22 protein-coding genes are annotated in these 24,717 nt (G+C 64.1%); 9 read left to right on the top strand and 13 right to left on the bottom strand.

Annotated elements, in window-relative coordinates; translation table 11 throughout:
* Window positions 1-3 precede the first annotated feature (3 nt).
* Complete coding sequence (hutU, locus tag RBB16_RS08780) at window positions 4-1,668, top strand: urocanate hydratase (protein ID WP_306045805.1); 1,665 nt, start codon at window positions 4-6, stop codon at window positions 1,666-1,668.
* A 197-nt stretch (window positions 1,669-1,865) separates the two neighbouring features.
* On the opposite strand, the gene RBB16_RS08775 is transcribed toward hutU, so the two are convergent.
* The gene (locus tag RBB16_RS08775; RefSeq protein WP_306045804.1) at window positions 1,866-2,522 is read right to left on the bottom strand and encodes a hypothetical protein; all 657 of its coding nucleotides are present in this window, start codon (window positions 2,520-2,522) and stop codon (window positions 1,866-1,868) included.
* Between the two features lie 378 nt (window positions 2,523-2,900).
* Here RBB16_RS08775 and RBB16_RS08770 point away from each other — a divergent pair, with 378 nt between their 5' ends.
* A complete protein-coding gene (locus RBB16_RS08770; protein WP_306045803.1) occupies window positions 2,901-3,686 on the top strand; it encodes a phytanoyl-CoA dioxygenase family protein in 786 nt (261 codons plus the stop codon).
* Between the two features lie 33 nt (window positions 3,687-3,719).
* Here the strand turns inward: RBB16_RS08770 and RBB16_RS08765 are convergent, their stop codons facing one another.
* Window positions 3,720-4,751: an ACP S-malonyltransferase gene (locus tag RBB16_RS08765; protein ID WP_306045802.1), complete on the bottom strand. Its 1,032-nt coding sequence runs from the start codon at window positions 4,749-4,751 to the stop codon at window positions 3,720-3,722.
* On the bottom strand, window positions 4,748-6,937 hold the full coding sequence (locus tag RBB16_RS08760) for an alpha-ketoacid dehydrogenase subunit alpha/beta (protein WP_306045801.1): 2,190 nt from the start codon (window positions 6,935-6,937) through the stop codon (window positions 4,748-4,750). The genes RBB16_RS08765 and RBB16_RS08760 overlap by 4 nt, the downstream gene beginning before the upstream one ends.
* Before the next feature lie 137 nt (window positions 6,938-7,074).
* Here RBB16_RS08760 and RBB16_RS08755 point away from each other — a divergent pair, with 137 nt between their 5' ends.
* Complete coding sequence (locus RBB16_RS08755; protein WP_306045800.1) at window positions 7,075-7,956, top strand: LysR family transcriptional regulator; 882 nt, start codon at window positions 7,075-7,077, stop codon at window positions 7,954-7,956.
* Between the two features lie 4 nt (window positions 7,957-7,960).
* On the opposite strand, the gene RBB16_RS08750 is transcribed toward RBB16_RS08755, so the two are convergent.
* Window positions 7,961-9,076, bottom strand: coding sequence for a glycine cleavage T C-terminal barrel domain-containing protein (locus tag RBB16_RS08750; RefSeq protein WP_306045799.1), 1,116 nt, complete (start codon window positions 9,074-9,076; stop codon window positions 7,961-7,963).
* 327 nt (window positions 9,077-9,403) lie between these two features.
* Here RBB16_RS08750 and pseF point away from each other — a divergent pair, with 327 nt between their 5' ends.
* The 6 genes from pseF (at window position 9,404) to RBB16_RS08720 (ending at window position 14,809) form a co-directional block, all read left to right on the top strand.
* The gene (gene pseF / locus RBB16_RS08745) at window positions 9,404-10,099 is read left to right on the top strand and encodes a pseudaminic acid cytidylyltransferase (protein ID WP_306045798.1); all 696 of its coding nucleotides are present in this window, start codon (window positions 9,404-9,406) and stop codon (window positions 10,097-10,099) included.
* Complete coding sequence (locus tag RBB16_RS08740; protein WP_306045797.1) at window positions 10,096-11,190, top strand: hypothetical protein; 1,095 nt, start codon at window positions 10,096-10,098, stop codon at window positions 11,188-11,190. Before pseF ends, RBB16_RS08740 begins: the two co-directional genes overlap by 4 nt.
* Window positions 11,190-12,224, top strand: a complete 1,035-nt coding sequence (locus RBB16_RS08735) for a hypothetical protein (RefSeq protein WP_306045796.1) — start codon at window positions 11,190-11,192, stop codon at window positions 12,222-12,224. Before RBB16_RS08740 ends, RBB16_RS08735 begins: the two co-directional genes overlap by 1 nt.
* Window positions 12,221-13,267 carry an N-acetylneuraminate synthase family protein gene (locus RBB16_RS08730; RefSeq protein WP_306045795.1) on the top strand — a complete coding sequence of 349 codons (1,047 nt, stop codon included), beginning with the start codon at window positions 12,221-12,223 and terminating at the stop codon, window positions 13,265-13,267. Before RBB16_RS08735 ends, RBB16_RS08730 begins: the two co-directional genes overlap by 4 nt.
* On the top strand, window positions 13,264-14,046 hold the full coding sequence (locus RBB16_RS08725) for a WbqC family protein (protein ID WP_306045794.1): 783 nt from the start codon (window positions 13,264-13,266) through the stop codon (window positions 14,044-14,046). Before RBB16_RS08730 ends, RBB16_RS08725 begins: the two co-directional genes overlap by 4 nt.
* Before the next feature lie 115 nt (window positions 14,047-14,161).
* Window positions 14,162-14,809: a class I SAM-dependent methyltransferase gene (locus RBB16_RS08720; protein ID WP_306045793.1), complete on the top strand. Its 648-nt coding sequence runs from the start codon at window positions 14,162-14,164 to the stop codon at window positions 14,807-14,809.
* A gap of 247 nt (window positions 14,810-15,056) precedes the next feature.
* On the opposite strand, the gene RBB16_RS08715 is transcribed toward RBB16_RS08720, so the two are convergent.
* The 9 genes from RBB16_RS08715 to RBB16_RS08675 form a co-directional block, all read right to left on the bottom strand.
* Entirely contained in the window at window positions 15,057-16,529 is a 1,473-nt protein-coding gene (locus RBB16_RS08715) for a chlorohydrolase family protein (protein ID WP_306045792.1), read from the bottom strand.
* Complete coding sequence (locus RBB16_RS08710; RefSeq protein WP_306045791.1) at window positions 16,526-17,719, bottom strand: amidohydrolase family protein; 1,194 nt, start codon at window positions 17,717-17,719, stop codon at window positions 16,526-16,528. The genes RBB16_RS08715 and RBB16_RS08710 overlap by 4 nt, the downstream gene beginning before the upstream one ends.
* Window positions 17,716-18,441, bottom strand: a complete 726-nt coding sequence (locus RBB16_RS08705; RefSeq protein ID WP_306045790.1) for an aspartate/glutamate racemase family protein — start codon at window positions 18,439-18,441, stop codon at window positions 17,716-17,718. Before RBB16_RS08705 ends, RBB16_RS08710 begins: the two co-directional genes overlap by 4 nt.
* Complete coding sequence (locus tag RBB16_RS08700; RefSeq protein WP_306045789.1) at window positions 18,441-19,097, bottom strand: flavin reductase family protein; 657 nt, start codon at window positions 19,095-19,097, stop codon at window positions 18,441-18,443. Before RBB16_RS08700 ends, RBB16_RS08705 begins: the two co-directional genes overlap by 1 nt.
* Complete coding sequence (locus RBB16_RS08695) at window positions 19,094-20,125, bottom strand: ABC transporter ATP-binding protein (RefSeq protein WP_306045788.1); 1,032 nt, start codon at window positions 20,123-20,125, stop codon at window positions 19,094-19,096. The genes RBB16_RS08700 and RBB16_RS08695 overlap by 4 nt, the downstream gene beginning before the upstream one ends.
* Window positions 20,122-21,090, bottom strand: a complete 969-nt coding sequence (locus RBB16_RS08690; protein ID WP_306045787.1) for an ABC transporter ATP-binding protein — start codon at window positions 21,088-21,090, stop codon at window positions 20,122-20,124. Before RBB16_RS08690 ends, RBB16_RS08695 begins: the two co-directional genes overlap by 4 nt.
* 5 nt (window positions 21,091-21,095) lie before the next feature.
* The gene (locus RBB16_RS08685; RefSeq protein ID WP_306045786.1) at window positions 21,096-22,013 is read right to left on the bottom strand and encodes an ABC transporter permease; all 918 of its coding nucleotides are present in this window, start codon (window positions 22,011-22,013) and stop codon (window positions 21,096-21,098) included.
* Window positions 22,014-22,026: 13 nt separating this feature from the next.
* A complete protein-coding gene (locus RBB16_RS08680) occupies window positions 22,027-23,010 on the bottom strand; it encodes an ABC transporter permease (protein WP_306045785.1) in 984 nt (327 codons plus the stop codon).
* 70 nt (window positions 23,011-23,080) lie between these two features.
* Window positions 23,081-24,646, bottom strand: a complete 1,566-nt coding sequence (locus RBB16_RS08675; protein ID WP_306045784.1) for an ABC transporter substrate-binding protein — start codon at window positions 24,644-24,646, stop codon at window positions 23,081-23,083.
* Window positions 24,647-24,717: the final 71 nt, after the last annotated feature.

The raw sequence follows: 24,717 nt of genomic DNA, 5'->3' as shown, positions 1-24,717 counted from the left end.
CCCATGACCGATCCCCGCCATAATATCCGCGATGTCTTCCCCGCCACGGGCACCGATATCACCGCGAAAAGCTGGCTCACTGAGGCACCGATGCGGATGCTGATGAACAACCTGCACCCCGACGTGGCCGAAAACCCGCATGAGCTGGTGGTTTACGGCGGCATCGGGCGCGCGGCGCGCACATGGAACGATTTCGACACGATCGTTGCCAGCCTGAAGGATCTGGAAGACGACCAGACCCTGCTGGTGCAGTCGGGCAAGCCCGTTGGCGTTTTCCGCACCCACAAGGACGCGCCGCGGGTTCTGATCGCGAATTCGAACCTCGTGCCGCATTGGGCGACATGGGACCATTTCAACGAGCTCGATAAGCGCGGGCTCGCCATGTACGGCCAGATGACCGCCGGATCGTGGATCTATATCGGCTCGCAGGGCATCGTTCAGGGCACGTACGAGACCTTCATGGAAGCGGGCCGCCAGCACTATGGCGGCGACCTGAAAGGCCGCTGGATCCTGACCGGCGGGCTTGGCGGCATGGGCGGCGCACAGCCCTTGGCCGCCGTCATGGCAGGGGCCTGCTGTCTGGCCGTGGAATGCGACGAGACCCGCGCCGAGTTCCGCAAGCGCACCCGCTATGTGGACGAGATCACTCATTCGCTGGACGATGCGCTCGCCATGATCGAGAGCTGGACCAGGGCGGGCGAGGCGAAATCCGTGGGGCTGATCGGCAATGCCGCCGATGCCTTCCCGGAACTGGTCAAGCGCGGGGTCCATCCCGATATCGTGACCGACCAGACCAGCGCCCACGATCCTATCCACGGCTACCTGCCGCAGGGCTGGACCGTAGCCGAATGGCGCGACAAGCAGGACAGCGACCCCAAAGCGGTGGAACGCGCGGCGCGGGCCAGCATGAAGGTGCATGTGGCGGCGATGGTCGATTTCTGGAATGCGGGCGTCCCGACGCTCGATTACGGCAACAACATCCGGCAGGTCGCGCTGGAGGAGGGGCTGGAAAACGCCTTCGCCTTCCCCGGTTTCGTGCCCGCCTATATCCGGCCCTTGTTCTGCCGGGGGATCGGGCCGTTCCGCTGGTGTGCCCTGTCTGGCGACCCGGAGGATATCTACAAGACCGACGCCAAGGTGAAGGAACTGGTCGACGACCCGCACCTGCACAACTGGCTCGACATGGCGAAAGAGCGGATCGCCTTCCAGGGCCTGCCCGCGCGGATCTGTTGGGTCGGGCTTGGCGTGCGCCACAAGCTGGGGCTCGCCTTCAACGAGATGGTGCGGAACGGAGAGCTGAAAGCGCCCGTGGTGATCGGGCGGGACCATCTGGACAGCGGATCGGTCGCCTCGCCCAACCGGGAAACCGAGGCGATGAAGGACGGCTCGGATGCCGTATCCGACTGGCCGCTCCTGAACGCGCTGCTGAACACGGCCTCAGGGGCCACCTGGGTCAGCCTGCACCACGGCGGCGGCGTCGGCATGGGGTTCAGCCAGCATTCGGGCATGGTGATCTGCTGCGACGGGTCCGAGGACGCCGACCGGCGGCTGGAACGCGTCCTGTGGAACGACCCGGCCACGGGGGTGATGCGCCACGCCGATGCGGGCTACGACATCGCCCTCGACTGCGCACGGGAGCATGGGTTGGATCTGCCGGGGATTTTGTGACGGGACACGGCCCCTCGATAGCGAGGGGCCAGCCGCTTGGCAGGTCGGGGTGTAGGGGAAGGATGTTTTGGCCGGAGCCCGATGGCTGCCTTGATTCAATCTTGCTGACCTTTTGTGGCTTAGAAATAATCAACTACTAGGAAGCGCAAAGCATCGCGCATGAAAATCAGGTAGATTTTCAAAAGCGAGCGAAATATCTATACAGGCAACTGAAGGTATTCAGCAAATTCCTCGGTAAACTCAAAGCGATCAACATTGTTGTACGTAGTCTCAATGATCGCGCCATGATTTCGCATCACTTTCAGCATCGGCTTCAAGTTATCATGATCTTCAAAAAAGTATGAGAAAATCAAATTCTCGGGGTCACCATTGTAGGACCACTTCTTAGACATGACAATGAACTCTCTGACAAATGGGTGCTGTGCAATGTCGTCCCGCATCTCCGCTATAAGCCTTGGCATCATACCTTCGAGCTTATGAAATCTTCTATCAGGCACTTCAATTGAGAGTCCACGAATGCCAAGAAACGCGCGCGTCTCAGCTTGTGTTTTCCATTCCCTAAGCACTTCAATAGAATGACTGGTGACATCTACGTCCACCAATCGGCTACATGTCTGACATAGCCAAATTCCATTTTCAGCATCGGCTCTTTCCTCAGGAGCCAATGTGGGATCATACCTTGGTCCGCCCTCCGCAGCGGCACTAATGTGCGCGGCAACTCCGATGCTGGCGCTATCATCAGCTCCATCCGGTCCAATGGTCGGGCGCAAACAAGTCGGATTTGAACAACGGTAACCCGCGCGCTGCGCAATTTTTCTTATTGTGGACGCTCTAAAATCATCTCGGTTTGCCATGAATAGTGCATATACGGCATCAAATCTGTTGTGAAAAGTGGTCGTTATGGGCTTCAGTAAAAAGGGTCACTTCGCACTTCAGAGCCCACCTCAAGCCCACAACAATCATCCCCAAGCCCCCCCGAACAACCATTTCCCCTTGGCAGGTCGCGCAAAGCCTGTCAGCGTGAGGGGCAGTGAAAGGTAAAAGCGATGCTGGAGAGGGTCCGACAGTTCCGCGACAGGCTGACCGGGAAGTGGTCGGCGCGGTCCTGCTGGCCCTGTTTCATCATCAATATCCGCTCCTCCCCCGCTCTCTGATGATCCGCCAAAAACCGGGGCCTCGCCCCAGATGACATGGCTGCCGCGATGGCAGCCCGGATGATCGGAGCTTTCCAGATGACCCTTACCCCAGACCTGCCCAAGGTGCAGGAGGACTACAGGCGCGACGGTGTCGTGCTGCTGCGCAACGCGGTTTCGCCCGAGTGGATCGAGAAACTGCGCGCGGCGATTGACCTCGAAGTGCAGAAGGGCGAGCGCTATTTCGCCTACAAGAACATGCGCGAGCGGCCCGGCACGTTTCAGGATTACTGCCTGCACTCGGATATCGGCAAGCGTGTGGCCGAGGTGGCGGGCAGCCCGTGGACGTCGCTGATCTACGACCAGATTTTCGTGAAGGAGCCGGGAACGAAGACCCAGACAGGCTGGCACACGGATCAGCCTTACTGGCCTGTTCAGGGCCCGATCATGACCATGTGGATCGCGCTCGATGATGTGGACGCGGATAATGGCGCGCTGGAGTTTGTGCGCGGGTCGCACGCCTGGGGGGCCAAGTACCGGCCCTTCAAGACCGATCAGCTTGGCGCGTTTTCGCATTACCTGGAGGTTGGGAACCCCGACTATATCGACATGCCGGATTTCGAGGCGGAGCGGGCGAGCTACGATATCTTCCACTTCCCGCAGATGGCGCCGGGCGATGCGCTGGCCTTTGACGGGATGAGCGTGCATTCGGCCATGGGCAACCGCACCTCGACCCATCGGCGGCGGGGGTATGCCATCCGTTTCGCGGTGGAGGGCGCCACCTATGACCCGCGCGACGAGGTCACGGAATGGCTGCATGACGCGAGCCTTGCGAAGGGCGATCCCTTCCGGGGCGGACGCTTCCCGGTGATCTACGCGGCGTGATCTGTGGTGGGGCCGGGTGCCAGGCCTCTTTCCTTATGTGACCTGCCCGCGTTGGTCCTCGCGGCCCATGGAGACGAGGAGGCTTTCGCGGGCCTGTACGGCCTCGAACCCCGCCTTGTCATCCATGCCCTTCCACTGGGCCAGCACCAGCGACTGCGCCACGGCCCCACCAAGCGTCGCGCCGGGGCCGGTCACGATGAAGAGGTCGGGGGCGAATTCGCGGGCTGCCGTGCGGATGGCGGCGGTGAAATCGTAGGTCTCACACACCTGCGTGTCGAAGGTGTAGCGCCAGAGCGCGTCCGTTTCCGTGGCCCCCGGCCACCAGATGGACCCGCGCCCGTCGATGAGGGGCTTTTGCGGCTGCCCGAAGAGGGTGGCGGGGAGCGCGGCGCGGCCCTTTTCGGCCACGGGGGCCTGCAACGCGGTGTGGAATGCCGCGTGGTTGGCCAGCCGCATGGGGAAGCGGCCGCCGACCGGGGGAACGGCTGTTTCAAACGCCTTCAGACCGGCCTCATCGCCCGCCAGAACCAACATGCCGCCGAGGTCGATGGAGAGGTGCAGGGTCTGCTCCGCACGGGCGTTGATCCCTGCCACGATCTCCAGCAGCGCCGCCTTGCGCGCCACATCTGACCGCCAGTCGTCCCCCATCCACGGATAGACCAGTTGCCCGCCGATAAGGTGTTCCTGCATCAGGCTGCCCATGGTGTCGACGACGCGAAAGCCGTCCTCCGGCGTCAGCGCGCCGCCTGCGGCCAGTGCCAGATACCAGCCCATGGAATTGCCGGTGACGGCGACGACCTCGATATCCTCGGCCAGCGCCGCCGCGTCGGCCAGAGAACAGGCGCAGATGAGGGGAGAGGCCACGTCGCCGCGCGAGTATTTCGAGACGCTGAACCGCTCCGCGCCGTCCAGCGCGGAAACGGTTTCCCGTCCCGTCTCGGCGCGGATTGCATCGAAGCGCGCGACAAGGTCTGAGCGCGCCCCGTGGTGACGCCCCAGATACCCCAGTTCGGCCGCGTTGTAGGTGCCCCGTCCGGGGCAGATCAGAACCGCCTTGCGTGTCATGCCATGCCTCCCGTCAGGGTCTTCGCCGCCGTGTAGATGCCCTCCGCCGAGGGCAGGGTCGCGCCATAGGCGGGGCCGGTGGCGATGAAGCTGTCCTCGGCGGTCACCCGCGCGAAACTGGCGATCCCGGCCTCGTGCAGATGCGCCATCAGCGCCTCGGCCTGCCCGCCGGTGAAGCGGCATTCATCGACCACCAGCACATGGGCGCAGCCACGCACGGCCTCGATCATTGCCTCGACCGGCAGGGGCGCCAGCCAACGCAGGTCGATGACGCGGGTTCTGATCCCGTCCGCCTCCAGCCGCGCTTGCGCCTGCCGGGACAGGTAATGCCCGTTGCCGTAGGTGATGATCGCCAGATCTTGCCCGTCGCCCTGCTGGCCGATCTCACCAAGCGGAATGCGCCGGTCGGGGGCGGGATAGCGCGTCATCCAGCCGCCATCGCCCGCCTCGTGCAGGTCGCGCATGGGGTAGAGCGCAATGGGTTCCACAAAGACGACGACACGCTGTTCCTCCCGCGCCAGCCGCACGCATTCGCGCAGCATCATGGCCGCGTCTTCGCCGGTGGAGGGGCAGGCGAGGATCAGCCCCGGAATATCGCGCAGGACAGCGAGAGAGTTGTCATTGTGGAAATGCCCGCCAAAGCCCTTCTGGTAGCCAAGCCCGGCGATCCGCACCACCATCGGGTTGGTGAACTGGCCGTTGGAGAAGAAGGGCAAGGTGGCGGCTTCGCCCCGCAGCTGATCCTCGGCGTTGTGCAGATAGGCGAGGAACTGGATTTCGGGGATGGGCACAAAGCCATTTCCGGCCATGCCGATGGCATTGCCGAGGATGGATTGCTCATCCAGCAGCGTGTCGATCACCCGGTCGGGGCCGTAGCGCGCTTGCAGCTTCTGCGTGACGCCATAGACACCGCCCTTGCGGCCCACATCCTCGCCCATCAGGACGATTTCGCCGTGTTGCAGCATCAGATCGGTGAGCGCGAGGTTGAGGATTTTCGACAGCGGTTGCGGGCTGTCCATCGCCTTCATGTCCACGCCGAAGGCAGCCGCGCGCGCCTCTGCCGAGGGGCCGTTCGTGGGCGCGCAGTCGCGTTTCGGGGGGATGAGGCTCGCCATCACACCCGCCGCGTCCTGCAGGCGGGGGCGGGTCACGGCCTCCTTCGCCACGCGGGTCACGCGGTCGTTGGTCTCCTCATAGATCGCCAGCGCGTCTTCGGCGGGCAGGGCGCCCGAGGTGTCCAGCAGGCGGGCAGAATGGAGCAGCGGATCGTTCGCTTCGCCCGCCTCGACCTCTTCTTTCGATAGGTAGCTGAGCGCCACATCCGCGCCCGCGTGGCCGTACAGCCGGACGGTGCGGATGTGCAGGAAGGCGGGCTTACGGCGGGTGCGGACGTAGTCGGCGGCTTCCTGCGCGACCTTGTAGGTGTCGTAGATATCAAGCCCGTCGGCGCTGAAATACCGGATGCCGGGGCGGTGGCGCATGCTGGCCTCGATCCAGCCTTTCGGCGTCTTGACCGAGATGCCGATGCCGTTGTCCTCACATACGAAAAGCAGCGGCAGGGGCGTGGATTGAACCGAGGTCCAGCCCGCCGTGTTGATGGCGCCTTGGGCGGTGGAATGGTTGGCAGAGGCATCGCCGAAGCTGCACATGACGATGGCGTCATCTTCGTAAAGCTTATGTTCGGGCGGGTGCCGCCGGGCGAGACCGATGGAAAACGCCGCGCCGACCGCCTTGGGCAGGTGGCTGGCGATGGTGGAGGTCTGGGGCGGTATCATCAGGTCACGGCTGCCAAGCACCTTGTGCCGCCCGCCCGAAATCGGGTCTTCCGAGGAACAGGCGAAAGACAGCAGCATATCCCAGGTGATATTTTGCCCCGGCACCTGCGCGCTGCGGGCGATCTGGAAGGCCGCGTCGCGGTAATGCAGGAAAGCCGGGTCCGTGGGGCGCAGGGCGGCGGCGACGGCGGCCATGCCCTCGTGCCCCGAGGACCCGATGGTGTAATAGCCTTGCCCCGCCTTCTGCATCGCGCGGCTTTCCCGGTCGAGCGCGCGGCTGAGGCATTGCGCGCGGAAGAGCGACACCGCCAACGGGGCGGGCAGGCACGGAACCGGCGCGTTGCCCGGCGGGAACTCGCGGGCAGGCACGCGGGTCAGGAAATTGCTGTGGACGATTTCGGCGCGGTCCATGGGGGCCTCTGCTGGCTTGTTCCGTGCGATTTTGTTGAAGGAGATCGCAGCGGGGCTGTCACATTCCCGTCTGAAGTATGCGTATTTACACGGCGACGCCAATGATGAATTCTCCGAATAGTTGGAGAAAAACTCACATGATTGCCTCGCGCCGCTTCCTGCCCTCTCTTCCCTCCATGCTCGCGCTTGAAGCGGTGGATCGTCTTGGCAGCGCCACGGCTGCGGCGGAGGAGCTGTCGCTGACACACAGTGCGGTCAGCCGTCAGATCAAGGTGCTGGAGGATCAGTTGGGCGTCACGCTGGTGCAGCCGGGGCGGGGCGGGCTGCGGCTGACGCCTGCTGCGGTGGATTATTGTCAGACGCTGAGGGAAAGCCTGACGGCGCTGTCGCGCGCCTCGCTGCGGTTGAAGGCCAACCCCGATGGCGGCAGTCTTGATCTGTCGATCCTGCCCGCGTTCGGCATCCATTGGCTGGCGCCCCGTCTGCGGCGCTTCAGCCTCGCCCATCCCGAAGTGTCGCTGAACCTGTCCACCCGGCTGAAACCCTTCGACTTCGCCCGCGAACCCTTTGACGCGGCGGTGCATTTCGGCGCTCAGGACTGGCCCGGTGTGTCCTATCTGAAGATCGCGGGCGAGGAGGTGTTGCCGGTCTGCGCGCCGGGGCTGGTGCCGCAACCGCTGGACCGCCCCGAGGCGCTGCTGGACCTGCCGCTGCTGCATCTCGATACCCGAGCGAGCGCATGGGAGGATTGGTTTCGCCATCAAGGCGTCGATGTCAGCGCCCCGCGCGGCATGCTCTTCGATCAGTTCACCACCATCGCACAGGCCGCGGCGCTGGAGATGGGCGTTGCCCTGCTGCCCACATTTCTTGCCGAGGCCGAGATCGCGCGGGGGCGTCTGATCGTGGCCTATGGCGGGCCGGTGGCCTCAATCGGCAGCTACTACCTCGTCTGGCCCAATGACCGGCCCATGCGCGCGCCGCTGGAACGGTTCGCGGAGTGGATCCGCTCGGATCTGTGAGGCGTCAGGCGAAGGGCAGGGGCGCCAGCCGGGCGACACGGGGTCCATCGGGCAGGGCGACGCTGAGACCGGTGGCGCTGTCGGCGATATCCGCGCGGATCAGGCCGACGCCGATATTCATTCCCAGGCGCCGGGACGCCGCCACCTCGCTGACATGACCGACCGGCTGGCCGTCCTGAAGCAGCTCCACCGGATGGCCGTTCGGCTGCACCGGGTCGCCGTCCAGCACCAGCCCGACCCGGCGGCGTGCAGGGCCGTCCGCCGCGATCCGTTCCAGCGCCGTGCGACCGATGAAATCATGTCCTGCGGCAAAGTCGATCAGCGGGCCGAAGCCCATTTCGTAGGGATTTGTCCGATGCGTCTGCAACCGCATATCCGCGCCATAGGAAATCAGCCCGCTTTCCAGCCGCTCGGTATCATTCGGCGCGCCCGGCCCGATGCCGAAGGGCCGGCCCGCCTCTTTCACCGCCTGCCACAGATCGCCTCCCCGGCTGCCATTCATCAGGTAAAGCTCAAACCCGCCCTGTTTCGACCAGCCGGACCGCGCCAGCACCAGCGGAATGCCGTTCAGCTCGGTTTCACGGAAAGCGAAATAGCGCAGCGCGCGCACCCAGTTCCCGAACAGCGCGGCGGTCACGTCTTCGGCCTTCGGACCCTGAATGGCCAGCGGCGAGACATCTGGCTCAAACACCTGCACATCCATGCGCTTTTCCCGCGCGACGGCGGCGGCCCAGAGATGAATATCGCTATCCGCGACCGACAGCCAATAGCGGGTGTCCTCCAGTTTCAGAAGGACCGGGTCGTTGATCAGCCAGCCATCGTGATCACATAGCGGCACATAGCGGCCTTGACCGACCCGTGTCGCCGACAGGTTGCGCGGCGTCAGGTATTGCGCCAGCGCGCCTGCATCGGGGCCAGAAAGCTCCACCTGCCGTTGCGCGGCCACGTCCCACATCGCGACGCCCTTCAACAGCCGGTCATATTCCGCCTCCGGGTCGCCGAAATTGCCGGGAATATACATGTGGTTGTAGACCGAGAAGGACCGCACCCCGTCGGCAACGGTCGCCTCGAAATAGGCGGATTTGCGAATGTTGGGACCGATATTGATGTCAAAGGACATTGGGGGGCCTTCCGGGAAAACTGCGGTTGTCCCCTTGTTGATTCGCTTCCCGAGGAGTGCAAGCCGTTCTATGCGCCTGCCGCCCGGTTTGGGCGCAAGGGCGGCTTCGTCAGCCCGATCCCGTATGCGCGGGCCGACCCACGCGCGCGGCATGGCATAGCACTGGCGGTGATGGGTGGCGCAGGACACAGCCTGCCGGATTTTCAATCCGCCATTTACAAACCGTGCATGAAACGGAAAACAGGCGCAGTCCCCTGCGAAGCCTTCAAGCTTGTCGCAAAGGTGATATACAGATGCTGTCCAGTTTGAAGCGGAAGGACTCCGGGCTTGAAAACCGTTGCTATCATCCCCGCGCGCGGTGGTTCCAAGCGGATTCCGCGCAAGAATATCCGGCCATTCCGCGGCCAGCCGATGATTTCCTGGGCCATCCGCGAGGCGCTGTCCTCGGGCCTGTTCGACCGGGTGGTCGTCACCACCGATGATGCCGAGATTGCCGAGGTCGCCCGCGCGTCGGGGGCCGAGGTGCCGTTTCTGCGGCAGGCCGATCTGGCCAATGACCACGCCGGTCTGACCGAGGTCGTTCAAGATGCGATCCGGCGATTGTCGCTGTCGATCACCCCTCCCGACATGGTTTGCCTGATCTACGCCACCGCCCCGTTCCTGAGGGCGGCGGACCTGCGCGACGGGCTGGACCGTCTGGCCGCCTCGGATGCCGATTACGCGATTTCCGTGGCCAGTTTCCCGGCCCCCGTGGAACGCGCGCTGGTCGAGACGGATGGCCAGCTGACCATGATGAACCAGGACAATCTGTTTCTGCGCAGTCAGGACTTGCGCGAGGCCTATCATGATGCCGCGCAGTTCGTCTGGGGAACGGCAGAGGCATGGCTGTCGGACCGCCGGGCCTTGCGGTCCCCGACGATCCCGGTTGTCCTGCCGCGTCACCGGGTGCAGGACATCGACACCCCCGAGGACTGGGCCTTTGCGGAGTTGTTGGCGAAAGTGCTGGAAGAGGTCGAGGCATGACAGCCCGCCGCCCCATCCTGGGGGCCTTTCTGAATGGTGTGCCGGACGTTGAGAACCTCTATCCGATCCTCTCCGGCCTCAGGGATGGGGGGCGGGTCGAGCTGGATCTGTTCGTGACCTCCGGCCTGTGGCGGCGCGAAGCGCGCGTGCGCAAGCTGTTGCGCGGATCGGGCATGGCGTATCGGGTGCGGCCCAACAAGCTGATGAAGGCGGGTGTCTACTATCGTCGCCTGCTGCGCGGGGTCGACCGGCTGCTCGTGATCGGTGACCCCTGCCATGACGAGTCGGTTTTCGGCGCGCGCGGGCGCTACATAAAGGACGCGGGCATTCCGACGATCTACATGCAGCATGGCGTCATCCAGCAGCACCTGACCTATTCGGACGATGGCAGCGCAACGGAGTTTCATTCCGATCCGGTCTTCCTGTGGGAAGATCCTTCCTGCCATGATGGCATTCTGGCACCGGACGTGGCGCCGCGCATCCGCATTTCCGGCTTTACCAAGAAACCGGTTTTCGAGCTGCGACGCCCCCCCGAGGCGCTTGCGCAGCGGCTGGCCGGGTTCCGCAGGCGCGTCCTGATCTGTCACACGTTCCGGGGCGGCGCCCATGACGCCAACCAGATCGAGCAGGCCTATGGCATGATCCGTGCATATTGCCAGCGAAACCCGGATGTCGCGGTGATTGTCCGGCCGCATCGCGGCAAGGTCCGCTCGAACTACAGCCAGCATGACAGGCAGCTCGGCCAAGACTGCCCGAACGTGGTCTTCTCGTTCCAGCATTCCGGTCCGCTTAAGGGCATGAACATCGTCGATGTGCTGAACCTCGTGGACTGTATCGTCTCCACCCCGTCGACGGCGGTTCTGGATGGGCTTTATCTGGGGCGACCGGCGGCGTTGATGGCGGCTGAAAACTGTCGCCAACTGATGTCCCTGCCGGTGATTTCCGACCAGGCATCGCTTGAGGCCTTTGTCGAAGGTGGCATGACGGACCCAATGCGCCGGATGCTGGATCACTACGGTGACGTGGATCGGAACGTAAGCCGGGTCTGCGCGATGATCGAGGAGCGGCTGTTGACAGAGGATGCAGCCTGATGGCCGCGATGACCCCCGCGATCGTGCTGCGCGCATCCGGTGGCGCGGGCATAGGCATAGGCCACCTGCAACGCTGTGCCGCCCTCGCGCAGGCGCTACAGGGCGAAGTGCTTGTCTCGTCGCCCGAACGGCCGGACGTCATGGAGGAGCTTGGCCTTCCCGCGCATGGCCGCCTTGACGATGCCGGCTGGATCGCTGCGCTGCCCGAGGGGGCGGTTGTCGTGCTGGATACGCTGCACCATGGCAACGCCCTGGCCACGGCGGCGGATGTGGCGACACTGAAAGCCGCAGGTCACCGCGTCGTGGTGATCGACAGCATGCCGCCCGACCACTTCACCGCGTCCGATCCGGGCTGCCTGCCGGATCTGCTGGTCACGCCCTATCATGCCGCCGACAGGTTGCGCCCGCCGCTGCCGGACACGCGCTGGCTTGCCGGAAGCGCCTACGCGATCCTGCCAGAGGCCTACCGCCATGCAAGGGCCAAGGCTGCGGCGGTGACGGGCGAGGGGGCAATCCTCGTGACCTGCGGCGGTGCCGATCCGACCGGGCTGTCGCTTGGACTTGCGCACGCCTGTGCGCGAGGCGTGTATCCGGTGGACGTGGTCATAGGCCCCCAGTTCGCACCCGATCTGGTCGCGGAGCTTGAGGCACTGACCACGACCTGCCCGCAGATCACGCTGCATCGCGGCCTGAGCTCGCTCATTCCCCTATACCTGCGCGCACGCCTTGTCGTGGGTCGGCCCGGCCTTGTCCGCTACGAGGCGGCCTGCCTCGGTCGCCGGGCGCTCTATCTGTGGGATCACGACGAATACCGCGCCTATTTCGAAGCGTTTCGGGACAGCGGCCTTGCTGAGATTCATTTCACCGCCGACCCCGGCGGGAAAGCCGCCTTCTTCGACCGCCTTGCCACGCTTGTCACCTCGCACGAACCGGATCTGGGGCTGGTCTCGGAGGCCGCCGACGCGGTAGACGGGAACGGAGCGGCCCGCGTGGCGGAGGCGATCATGGCAATGTGCCAGAAAGGACCGAGATGACACTCACAGTAGACGGCAAGAAGATCGGGGAGACCGAGAAGTCATTCCTGATCGCGGAACTCAGTGCCAATCACGATGGCGATCTGGATCAGGCGCTTGCCCTTGTGGATCTTGCCGCAGATGCCGGGTGGGATGCGTTCAAGTTGCAGACCTACAGCGCCGACAGCCTGACGGTGAACAGCAATCACCCCTCGCTTGCCGTTGACAAGGTCTGGGGCCATACAAACTTATACGAGCTGTACCAGTCCGCCGCGATGCCGATGGAATTTCATGCGCCGCTGTTCGAAAGGGCGCGCGCCCGGGGAATGCTGCCCTTTACCTCTGTCTACGACCCGATGGACCTGCCGTTCACCGAAGACCTTGGCTGCGCGCTCTACAAGATCGCGTCCTTCGAGATGACCTTCGATGACCTGTTGATCGAGATCGCGGGCACCGGAAAGCCGGTGATCATGTCGACCGGCATGGCGGAACTGGCCGAGGTCGACCATGCCCTGAACGTGCTGGCGCGGGCCAATGCGGGCGACGTGATCCTGCTGCACTGCGTATCGGCCTATCCGACCCCCTTTGAAGAGATCAACCTGACCGCGATGGATGCGCTGCGGGCGCGGTTCGGGCGGATGGTCGGGTTCTCGGACCACACGGTCGGATCGCGCGCCGCGGTTCTGGCGGCGGCCATGGGGGCCGTGGCGATCGAGAAGCACATCACCAACGATCCGACCCGCACCGGCCCCGACCACAGGTTCTCTGCCACGCCGGATGTGCTGGCTGACATCGCCGCCGGTGTCACCGAGGCCGCCATCGCACGGGGGACCGGGAAGAAGGGCACCTCCAGTTCCGAACAGGTCAGCAAGGCGGTTGGCCGGCGGTCGGCCTTCAGCCTTCGGGATCTGCGCGCGGGTGAGATCGTGACAGAAGCGGATTTCCGGTTCGTCCGGCCGGGGGCCGGCATTCCGCCCAATGACAAGGGGGCGGTGCAGGGTCGGCGGCTGATCAGGGACGTGCCGAAGGGCCACCCAATCACCTATGACGATGTCGAGACATGACCGACACACCTGCCCAGATGATCGGGGATCAGCGGGTTTGCGCCATCATGCAGCCCACCTTCCTGCCGTGGCTCGGCTATTTCTCATTGATTGCCCAGGCCGATGATTTCGTGTTTCTGGACGATGTGCAATTCACCAAGCAGAGCTGGCAGAACCGCAACCGGATTTCCGGGCCGAACGGGCCGGTGCTGCTGTCGCTGCCCGTGGCGCGCAAGCCCTCCTTTCCGCTGATCAACGAGGCCCGGTTCGGGCAACCCGATTTCGAACGCAAGCTGGTGGCGCGGATCAAGGGGTGTCTGGGAAAAGCGCCGCATTGGCCTTTGGTGGAACGCCTGCTGGAAACCGGGCTGGCCCGGTCGTCGCATGGGCTGTCGGCGGTGAATATCGGGTTCATTCGCGACATCTGCTCGGAAATCGGCATTGAGGCGGCGTTTCACCAGACCAGCCAGATGAATCTGCCGGACTTCGAACGGTCGGAACGGCTTTTTCAGATCTGCGAAAGACTGAAGGCAGGGATTTACCTCTCGCCCGTCGGGTCCGCCGGATACTTGCGCGACAGCAATCCCTTTTCGGAACAGGGTGTCCGTCTTCGGTTCATGAGCTTTGCGCATCCCCAATACGCTCAGGCAAGGCACGCGTTCCAGTCCCATATGTCGATCATCGACGCGCTGGCCTGGACAGGGCCGGACGAGACGCGCCGGATGATCATCAAGGGCATTGGCACACCGCTCGGAATTGAGGCGTTGGATCAGCCCGGCGACGACGATCCAAGGCCCTGAGCTTGTCCGCGCGTCCAGAAATCCTGTTTTCGTCCCGGATTGTGCGTGATACCGTCCGCGGGCGCCCCTCGGGATCGCGCGCAACCGCCATACCCAAGCAGAAAAAGCAGGCCCGATGCCCTATCAGGACGTGAATAAGATCATTGCCAACTATGAGACTCTCCTGAAGGAAAAGGGGGAAGGCGCACAGGCGGTGCAGTATGCGGACGAAGCCAGTCAACAGGCGCGTTTCGAGATCCTGCTGCAAATTGATCGGGACATGACATCGGTGCTGGACGTGGGCTGCGGGTTGGCGCATTTCGCCCATTACCTGCGCGCCGGTGGACGGAACAGCCGCTACACCGGTGTCGATGTCGTGGCAGATTTCGTGCGACTGGCCAACAGATCGCTGGCCGATGACGACCGGGCCACGGTCACGCTCATGGATGCGGGCTCTGATGACCTGCCGGGCGGGCACGACTACGCGGTGTTGTCGGGGGTCTTCAACAATACCATGACCGACAACTGGGGCTTCATGACCAGCACCCTGCGCAAGATGTATGCCGCGGCGGAAAAGGGGATTGCCTTCAATGCGATGTCGACCTGGGTCGATTTTCAGGACCCCGATCTGTGGTATGTGGACCCGATGGAGGTCTTCTCCTTCTGCAAGCGTGAATTGGGGGGTCATCCGGTTCTGAGGCATGACTATGTAACGCGCCCGGGCGGCTTTCCTTTCGAGTTCACCATGTATGTCTACAAGCAGCCCTTCAGCCCCGACCGCTGATCGGCGCTACGGCAACCCGCGTTGGACCTGGCCCCGAGGTGGTCACATGCGCGCCTGCCTCGGTTGCCCGCCAGCAAAGAACTGCGTGTCATGCAGGAAACCGGCTCAATCAGACTTCATTGGTGATCGAGGCGGGCTTTCGGGTGCTGCCCCGTCGCCGTCGCATAAAAGCTGACGCCGGACAGCCAACATGGCCGATCCTTATCTGATGCGAATTGGGCCTTGCGCGGCCCGAGGCCCGCTGATGTCAGAACCCCGGATAGGAGGGCGGGAAGATCTCGTCTTCCGGTGGATGGCCGAGCGTGCGTTCGGGGTACTTCGCCCGAAGGCCATCGAACTGAGCCTGGGCTCTGCGACGCGCTGCGGCCATGTCCATCCCTGTGACTTCACCATCCCGCATCGACAGCCGGCCATCGACAAAGACAGCCCGCGTGACGCGACCGGTGGCGCCAAGAACCAGCGTGCGCACCGGGTCGATGCGCGGGGCAATCAGCGGATCGGACATGTCGAATATGGCGATATCCGCCTTGGCTCCCGGTGCGATCCGGCCAAGGTCGGGGCGGCGCAGGGCCTCGGCCCCTGCAAGGGTTGCTGCGTCGAACAGGTGCTGCGGTGCGGCTTCGTCGATGCTGTCGCCTGCCATGCGCGCCATCATCACGCCCACGGCCATGTTCAGCACCATGTCGGGCGGGGCGGTATCGGTGCCCATGCCGATGCGGATTCCCATCCGGCGAAGTTTGCCAAAGCTGCGCAGCATCGCGCCGGAGCGGGCAAAGACCAGCGGGCAATGCGCGACCGTGACACCGTGTTCGGCATAGAGCCGCAGGTCGGCCTCGGTGGCCCAGGTCGCGTGCGGGGCAATCAGCCGATCCGACAGCGCCCCGAAACCGGCGAGCCATGCGGGGGCGGTCGTGCCATGCAGCGCCATGACCGTGTCGCGTTCCATCTGGCCTTGTGCCATGTGCAGGCGCACCGGCACATCGTGGTCGCGGGCGGCGTCCATGGTGCGGATCAGCAGGGCCTCCGTGCAGGTTTCCACCCGATCAGGTGCCAGCATTCCCTGAACCAGCCCCTCATGTTGTCCTTGCCTGGCGTCGATGAAGGCAAGGGCATCGTCCAGCCCTGACAGTCCGCGCGCCTCGTCAAACCGCGGCTCCAGCATGCCCGGCGCAGTGCAGACCATGCCGCCGGAGCGGTAGGCCGGGCCAAGCCAGACCCGCAGGCCAAGCTCACCCGCCGCGTCGGCGGCGGCCTCGAATTCGGCCACGGTCTCCCCCCATTCCCGGTAGAAGAGCGAGGCAATCGGAAGCGCCGAGGTGATCCCGTTGCACAGCAGTTGCGCGAAGGCGAAGCGCTTCTGGAAGGCGAGTTCCTCGGGCTTGTACATCTCGTAGGGGCCACGCTCGACATAGCTTTGCGGCCAGACTCGTCCCTTTGCCCAAGCCGGGCCGCAATCGACGCCAAGCACCGTGGTATCGAGATCGGACAGCGCATCCAGGTCGATCAGGCCCGGTGAGATCAGCACCTCGCCAAGGTCGATACGATGCGCGACCTCGCCCTCGAAGGCTTGACCCACATGGATCACGCGATCCTTGTCGATCACGATCTCGCCATCTTCCAGCAGGTGATGACCGCCGTCGCGATAGGCCAGGATCCACCGCGCTGACAACGCGGTGCGCCCCTTCGGCCTTTGGCCAAGTGTCAGGGTGTCGAGCGTCATGGAGCCTCCATCACGGGGTGACCGTTCCGTCCGGTGACCTGACCGCCCTTCAGTGTCAAAAAGACGGGGCCACCGGTGGCAACGGCCTCGGCCAGCGTGGTTCCGGGCAGCAGCGCGAGGTCGGCGGGGCGGCCTTCTTCCAGCCGGTGATCCGCCACGCCCATCACCTCAGCACCACCGGTGGAACAGACATGCAACGCCAGCGCGACATCGGCATCCGATCGGAAATTGTTCTTCTGCGCCAAGATCCGGGCGCGATCCAGCATGTCGGGCCGGTTCCACGGATTCCATGTATCCAGCACGCCGTCGCAGCCCGCGCCCATGCGCAGGCCCGCGTCCAGAACGCGCCTCACGGAGGGCACCTCTCGCGAGGGGGCACCGGTTGTCAGGACTGCCACGTCCTGTTCGGCCAGCGCGGCAAGCAGCGCCTCGGTCCGGGGCCAGTCGGGCATTCCAAGGCAGAAGGCATGGCTGATCGCCACCTGGCCCTTCATCCCGAGCGCGCGGGTGCGGTCGAGGATCAGCTCCATCGAGAATGCGCCAAGCTCGCCCGCTTCGTGCAGGTGGATGTCGATCCCGCGTCCGTGCCTTTCCGCGATGTCAAAGATCGTATCGAGATGCCCCTTCGGGTCGCGGTCTATGCCGCAAGGGTCGAGCCCTCCCACAAGGTCGGCCCCAAGCGACATGGCCCGGTCCAGCAGGTCAGCGGTTCCGGGGCGGATCATAAGGCCCGATTGCGGGAAGGCGACGATCTCGATCTCCACGATGCCACGCAACGCCTCTCGCGTTTGCAGAACACCCTCGATCGCGGCAAGCCCGGCCTCGGTATCCACGTCCACATGGCTACGGATATGGGTCGTCCCGTTGCCAGCCAGCGCCAGCGCGTGACGCATGGACTGACGGTGCGGGTCGTGGTTCAGGCGGCGGCGTTCGGCCCGTTCGTTGTCGATCATCGCACCAAGGTCGGCCCCAACGGCGTTTGCATACCACCCCATGCCCATCAGCGTCTTGTCGAGATGGGTATGCGCCTCGACAAGGCCGGGCACGGCAATGGCGCCACCACCATCCTCGACCGCCACGCCGGGCGCATTGATCGCCGGTGCGATGCGGGCGATGCGGCCGCCTTCAATCAGAATATCGGCCGGAGCGCCGCCCATGGGGCGGATGTCGCGGATCAGCAGCGCGGTCATGCCGCTTCTCCGATCAGGCCGCCGGGCTTGGGGCGTGGCAACGCGTAGGCCCCGATTTTCGATGTTCGATAGCCGGTCGCGACGAGGGCTTCGGCCATGGTGATGGCGGCGGTCACCCCGTCAATGACCAGAATGCCGGTTTCAGCGGTCAGCCGCTCGCAGAGCTCTGCCATGCCCGCGCATCCCAACACCACCGCTTCGGCCCCATCCTCGTCACGCGCGGCAAGGATCTCGGAGGCGATCAGTTCGTATGAGCAGTCCGGATCGGCCTCGATGGCCAGCACTGGCATGTCAATGGCACGTACCCGTCGGCAACGGCGCCCCATGCCATAGCGATCGGCCAGATCCTCGATGATCGGGACCGATCGGGGCAGGGTCGTCACCACGGAAAACCGCGTCGACAATGTGGTCGCGGCATGCATCGCAGCCTGGCAGATCCCGATCACCGGCGCGCGCGCGACCTCGCGCGCGGCGTCGATACCGGGATCGTCGAAACAGGCGATGACATGGGCCTCGGCACCGTGTTGCTCGGCGGACCGGATCGCGGCCAGCAGACCGGGTACGACAAGCGCCTCGTCGGTGTAGCCTTCGATCGAAACCGGTGTGCCGCTGCCGGTTACAAGCTCGATCACGGTGCCCGGTCGGGCCACCTTGTGGGCTGCGATGCCGATCTGGGCCGTCATGGCCGAGGTCGCATTTGGATTGACCACGTGGATGCGCATTATTCCGCCCTTTCCTTGAGAGGCATCGCCACACCGGATTCCCATGCGGTCGCCGCATCTGGTTTCTTCAGCTCGAACTGGCGGTCGGCCACGATGTAGTTGTCAGCATGGAGCCGCGCGATCGGTTGGTAGACGCTCGGATCGACGTAGCGACCCTGTGCATCGAGACAATCGTCCCGCACGGTCATATCCACCACTTCGCCCAAGACGATGGCGCGGCGCGGGAAGTCTATGATCCGTTCGACGCGGCATTCCATCGCGCAGGGCGTGCGGGCGATGAACCGCGTGTCGACCTGACGGCAGGGCGCCGTGTCCATTCCCGCGAAAGAGGGCTCATCCACATCGGGTGCAAAGTTCACCCCGCAAAGGACCATGCCTTCGGCCAACTCCATATCCACCATGTTGACGCAGAATTCCCCGGTGCGGCGGATGTTGCGCAACGTGTCTTTCTCCGTGCCATCGGCGCGGGTCTGGATGCCAAGGATCACGATGGGTGGATCTTGCGAGAACACGTTGAAGAAGCTCATCGGTGCGCCATTGAGATGCCCGCCCTCTGACCGCGTCGTGACCAGCGCGATCGGGCGCGGTCCGACGAAATTCGTCAACAGGCGATAGCGGTCCTGCGGTGGCAGGGTCGTGAAATCGTATTCCATCATCCGGCCTTTCTGGTCTGTGCCCTTGCCTCATGGGCGGGCAGCCGCCCTTCTTCTACGGCATGGCAGCGCACTTGCGCGCCCCCATCGGAGCGGAAGGACGGGGTTTGTGTCCGGCAGCGCTCGGTGGCGTGCGGGCAACGAGGGTTGAAATGGCAGCCCGCGGGCGGCGTGATCGGGTTTGGCACTTCGCCTGCCGGGCGTTCGATATCCCTGTGGGCCATGGTGATATCCGGAACCGTTTCAAGCAACAGTCGCGTGTAGGGATGCTGTGGTGCGCGAAAGATCCGATCTGCGGGGGCAAGCTCTACCAGGCGGCCCAGATACATCACGCCGATCTGGTCCGAGATGTAGTTCACCACGGCAAGGTCGTGGCTAATGAACAGGTAGGTCAGCCCCAACTCGCGTTGCAGTTCGCGCATCAGGTTGAGGATCTGCGCTTGTACGGAGACGTCCAGCGCAGAGGTCGGCTCGTCACAGACCAGAAATTCGGGATTGGTAGAGATCGCCCGTGCGATGGAAATGCGCTGTCGCTGGCCGCCCGAGAATTCATGCGGAAACTTCTCGCCATCCTCGGCAGACAGACCCACGAATTCCAGCAGGCGGTCGACTTCCTTGCGGCGGGCCACGGGATCAGGCTCAAGACCGAAGCTTTTCATCGGTTCCCCGATCACGCGGGCCACGCGCCAGCGCGGGTTGAGGCTGGCGAAGGGATCCTGAAAGATCATCTGCATCCGGCGTCGTGTCGCTGCGGGCTGACCCGGTCCGCAGCCTGCCAGTTCCTGCCCGTCGAACCGGATGCTGCCTGCCGTTGGCTGGGTCAACCCCATCAGAAGCTTGGCCACCGTAGATTTCCCGCAGCCCGATTCTCCGACCAATGACAGGGTGGTGCCGGGCTCGATGGAAAAATCCACACCGTCTACGGCATGCACATATTGCCGATTGCCACCGGACAGAAGCCGGTTGAGGAATGGCGGCGACAGATCGAAGGTCTTCTTCAGGTTCGAGACGGTCAGAAGGGGACTGGTCATGCTGGAACCTCCGCTTTCAGGTGGCAGGCAACGGCGGCTGCGGCGCTGCCTTCAAGCTCGGGCCGTTGTTCGGAACAGACGTCCATCCGGTTCGGACAGCGCGGCGCAAAAGCGCAGCCCGGCGGGCGCGCATGGGGGCGGGGCATCGCGCCCTCGATTTGGGGCAGGATTTCGGGGCGCGGTCCGATGCGGGGGATCGAGGCCATCAGCCCCTCGGTATAGGGGTGGTTTGGGGCATTCAGCACGTCTGCCACAGCCCCGACCTCGACAATGCGGCCTGCATACATCACGGCCACGCGGTCCGCGGTTTCCGCTATGACGCCCATGTCATGCGTCACGAGCACCACGGCCACACCGGTTTCACGCGCCAACCGGCGCAGCAGGGCGATGATCTGGGCCTGCACGCTGACGTCAAGCGCGGTGGTCGGTTCATCGGCGATCACGAGGCGGGGTTCGGCACAGAGCGCCAACGCAATGACCACGCGCTGCCGCATGCCGCCGGAGTACTGGTGCGGATAGGTGTCGATCCGCGCCTCGGGCGCCGGGATGCCCACCCTTCGCAGCCAGTCGATGGCGCGCTCGCGCGCCTCGGCGCGGGGCAGTTTCAGATGGGTCTGGATCGTTTCGATCAATTGGTCGCCCACGGTCAGCACCGGGTTGAGGCTGGTCAGCGGATCCTGAAAGATCGCACCGATCCGACGGCCACGGATGCGGCGCATCTGCTCGGGCGACTTGGTGTCGATCCGTTCGCCCTCCAGCACGATCCGGCCCTTGGCGATATGGCCGGGCGGCTCGATAAGCCCGATGATGGCGGCCCCGGTCATGGACTTCCCCGCGCCGCTCTCGCCCACCATGCCGAGGATTTCACCCGGCTCGATGGACAGCGATACATCCTCGATGGCGTTCACAGTGCCACGACGGCCGGGGAAGGCGACGGTCAGGTTCTCGACGGATAGAAGGGTCATTGTCGTTACCTCAGCTTGGGGTTCAGGGCATCGCGCAGCCAGTCGCCCAGAAGGTTGACGGCAAGCACCAGCACGACGAGCACGACGGAAGGAAAGATCACGACCCACCAAAGGCCGGAGAACAGGTATTCGTTGCCGATGCGGATCAGCGTGCCAAGCGAGGGCTGCGTCGCGGGCATGCCGACCCCGAGGAAGGACAAGGTCGCCTCGGTCAGCACGGCCATGCCGAGATTGATCGTGGCAATGACCAGAACCGGCCCGAGCACATTGGGCAGGATGTGGTGAATCATGATCCCAATGCCCGACACGCCGTTGATGCGGGCGGCCTGCACGTATTCCTTGTTCCGTTCCACCATGGTGGAGCCGCGCACAGTGCGGGCGTATTGCACCCAGTTGGTCAGCCCGATCGCCAGGATCAGCACCCAGATCGCGGCGTCGGCATGTTGCTCGGGGGGAAGAATGCCGCGCGCGATGCCATTTACCAGAAGCGCCACGAGGATCGCCGGAAAGCTGAGCAGCACATCGGCCACGCGCATGATCGTAGCATCGACGACGCCACCCAGGAACCCACCCAGAAGGCCCAGGGAAACGCCAAGGGCAGCAGCCAGCGCGACGCTGGCGAAGCCCACGATCAGGGACAGGCGCAGGCCGTAGAGGATCGAGGAATAAAGGTCGCGCGCCTGCTGGTCGGTGCCGAGGATATAGCGCGGGTCGCCGCCCTCCGCCCACATGGGCGGCAGTTCGCTGTCCAGAAGGAAGAGCTGCGAGATATCGTAGGGGTCTTGCGTTGCCAGAACCGGGGCAAGCGCCGCCGCGAGGAAGAGAGAGATCAGAACGAGGCTGGACAGCCGCGCCGTCCAGGAGTTTCGGAAGCTCCAGAACAGATCGCTGTCGAGCGCACGGGACAAGGTTGTGTCAGCCATGGGACCCTCCGGCTCAGTGCGACGCGCGCGCGCCATCGACCCGCAGACGCGGATCCAGCACGGCGTAGAGAAGATCGACGCTGGTGTTGATGATCACGAAGATCAGGCTGACCAGCACAAGGTAGGAGGCCATCACCGGCACGTCGCCAAAGCTGACTGCCTGGATGAACAATGCGCCCATGCCCGGCCACTGGAACACCGTCTCGGTGATGATGGCGAAGGCGATCAGACCGCCAAGCTGCAACCCGAAGATGGTGATGACCGGGATCAGCGTGTTTTTCAGCGCGTGGCGGAAATGGATCGAGCGGTTGGTCAATCCGCGGGCGCGGGCGAACTTGATGTAGTCGGTGCGCAGTACTTCCATCATCTCCGACCGGACAAGCCGCATGATCAGTGTCAGCTGGAACAGGCACAGCATGACCGAGGGCAATATCAGCGCCTTGAGACCTGAAAGCGTCAGGAACCCCGTCGACCACCAGCCGATATCGACCACCTCGCCGCGGCCGAAGGAGGGCAGCCAGCCGAGCCACACCGAGAAAACGAGGATCAGAAGGATGCCTGTAACGAAGGTGGGCAGCGAGATCCCGATCAGCGACAGGAATTGCAGGGATTGCGCCAAGAAACTGTGCGGCCTGAGCGCGGTAAAGATCCCTAGGGGAATTCCGATCAGCAGCGACAGCCCGGCTGCCACCAGAACCAGTTCCGCAGTCGCCGGGAACCGCTCGGCCAGCAGGGTCGATACCGGGCGGGCATTGCGCCAGGACAGGCCGAAATCGCCTTGCGCGGCGCGGGCCACGTAGCGCCCGTACTGAACCCAGATCGGCTGGTCCAGCCCAAGGCGTTCGCGGACCTCGTCGCGTTCCTCGGTGGTGGCGTTCTCGGACACCATCGAATTCACCGGATCGCCCATGAAGCGGAACATCATGAAGGCGATCAGCGCAACGGCGAGCATCACGAAAATAGACTGGATGATGCGGCGGATCAGAAATCCCAGCATGGCGGGGTCCTTCCATTGGGGGTGTCGGGTCGTCGGGGCCGGGCATGTTCTGCCCGGCCCTGTGGCGGGTTCAGTCGGTGACCCGAGCGTACCACAGGCGCACGAGACCATCGGCGGGCTGCGGGATCTCGACCGTGTCGCGCACGGCCCAGGACAGCGGCTGCTGGTGCAGCGGCATCCAGACCACGTCGTCACGGGCGGCCATGAGGGCTTCGTGCATCATCTCCAGCCGGTGTTCCGGGTCGACCTCTACCGCGATGGACTGGGTCAGTTCGTCGATACGCGAGTTGGAATAGCCAGCCGGCGTGAAGGTGCCGTATTCGCCGCCGGGCGTGGCCAGCATCGCGGACAGAACCGAGAACCCGTCCAGCATTGGCAGTGTCGCCCAACCAAGCATGAAGACGTCGACCTCGTGGTTGTCGACCCGCTGGAAGTGGATCTGGCGCGGCTCAGTTACGAGGCGCGGTTCGAACCCGGCCTGCGCCATCATCGCGGCCATGGCCTGGCAGATCGCGGCGTCGTTGATGTAACGGTCATTGGGACAGTTCAGGTTGAAGGCGAACCCGTCAGGGTAGCCCGCTTCGGCCAGCAACGCGCGGGCGCGGTCCGGGTCGTAGGGTAGGCGTTCGTCCATCTCTTCGGCGTAGCCGGTTACCTGTGGTGCGATCAGCGACCCGGTCACGCGCGAATTGCCGCGCATGATCCGGTCCCGGATCAGCTCCATGTTCACCGCGTGATAGAGTGCTTCACGTACCCGAAGGTCCTGGAACGGGTTGCCCTCGACATTGCCGTCGACAAGGCTCTCACCCATGTTGATGCCCATCATGATGGTGCGAAGGCCCGGATTCTGCATCATGTGCACGCCGGGGGCATTGTCGATCCGGGGGGCATCCTGCAGCGGTGCCGGTTCGATCAGGTCAATTTCCCCGGACAGAAGCGCCGCGACGCGGGTCGCGTCCGAGCCGATCGGAGAATGCTCGATCCGGGTCAGGTTGTGTTCCGGGCTATCCCACCAGCCGTCATAGGCGACCATCACGTTCAGCGCGTCGGGACGACGGCTTTCCAGCATGAACGGACCGGTGCCGTTGGCGTTGTTGGTGGTGTAGCCCTCTTCGCCCTGGCTGGCGTCGATCGGTGCGGTGGCGCCGTGCTCTTCCAGCCAGCCGCTATCGAGGATGAAGATATTGGTCAGGTAGTTGTTCAGAAGCGGGGTTGGCCCTTCCAGCACCAGATCAACTGTCATGTCATCGACGATCTCGACCGCCGTCAGACCGGGCAGGTTTCCGCGCAATGGCGAGCGTGGGTCCACTGCGCGCATCAGAGACACCTGAACATCTGCCGCGTCGAAGGTCTGCCCGCCGTGAAACGTCACACCTTCGCGCAGGGTAAAGCGCACGCGGTTTGGCTCGATCACCTCCCAGGATGTGGCCAGCGCGGGTTCGATGTTGAGATCGGCATCGTAGCGGACCAGCGGTTCGTAGATGTGATGCGTGAAGATGTTGGTGAAACTGTCGGTCACGGCATGCGGGTCAAGCCCGTAGATATCGCGCGCCGTCGCGTATCGCAGGGTTTCGGCGCTGGCCCCGGCTGCAAGGCAGCCTACCGCAGCGGCAGTCATAAGAAGATTGCGGAACATTGTTCTTTCTCCCGTTGGTTGAATTAGGCCCTTGACGGACCAGCGTACAAAGCCACGTCTTATTGCCTACA

It is taken from the genome of Nioella sp. MMSF_3534, from assembly GCF_030732985.1.
GTDB lineage: Bacteria > Pseudomonadota > Alphaproteobacteria > Rhodobacterales > Rhodobacteraceae > Nioella.
The sequence above is the reverse complement of the archived record's forward strand: the minus strand, read 5'-3'. Positions and strand labels throughout refer to the sequence as shown.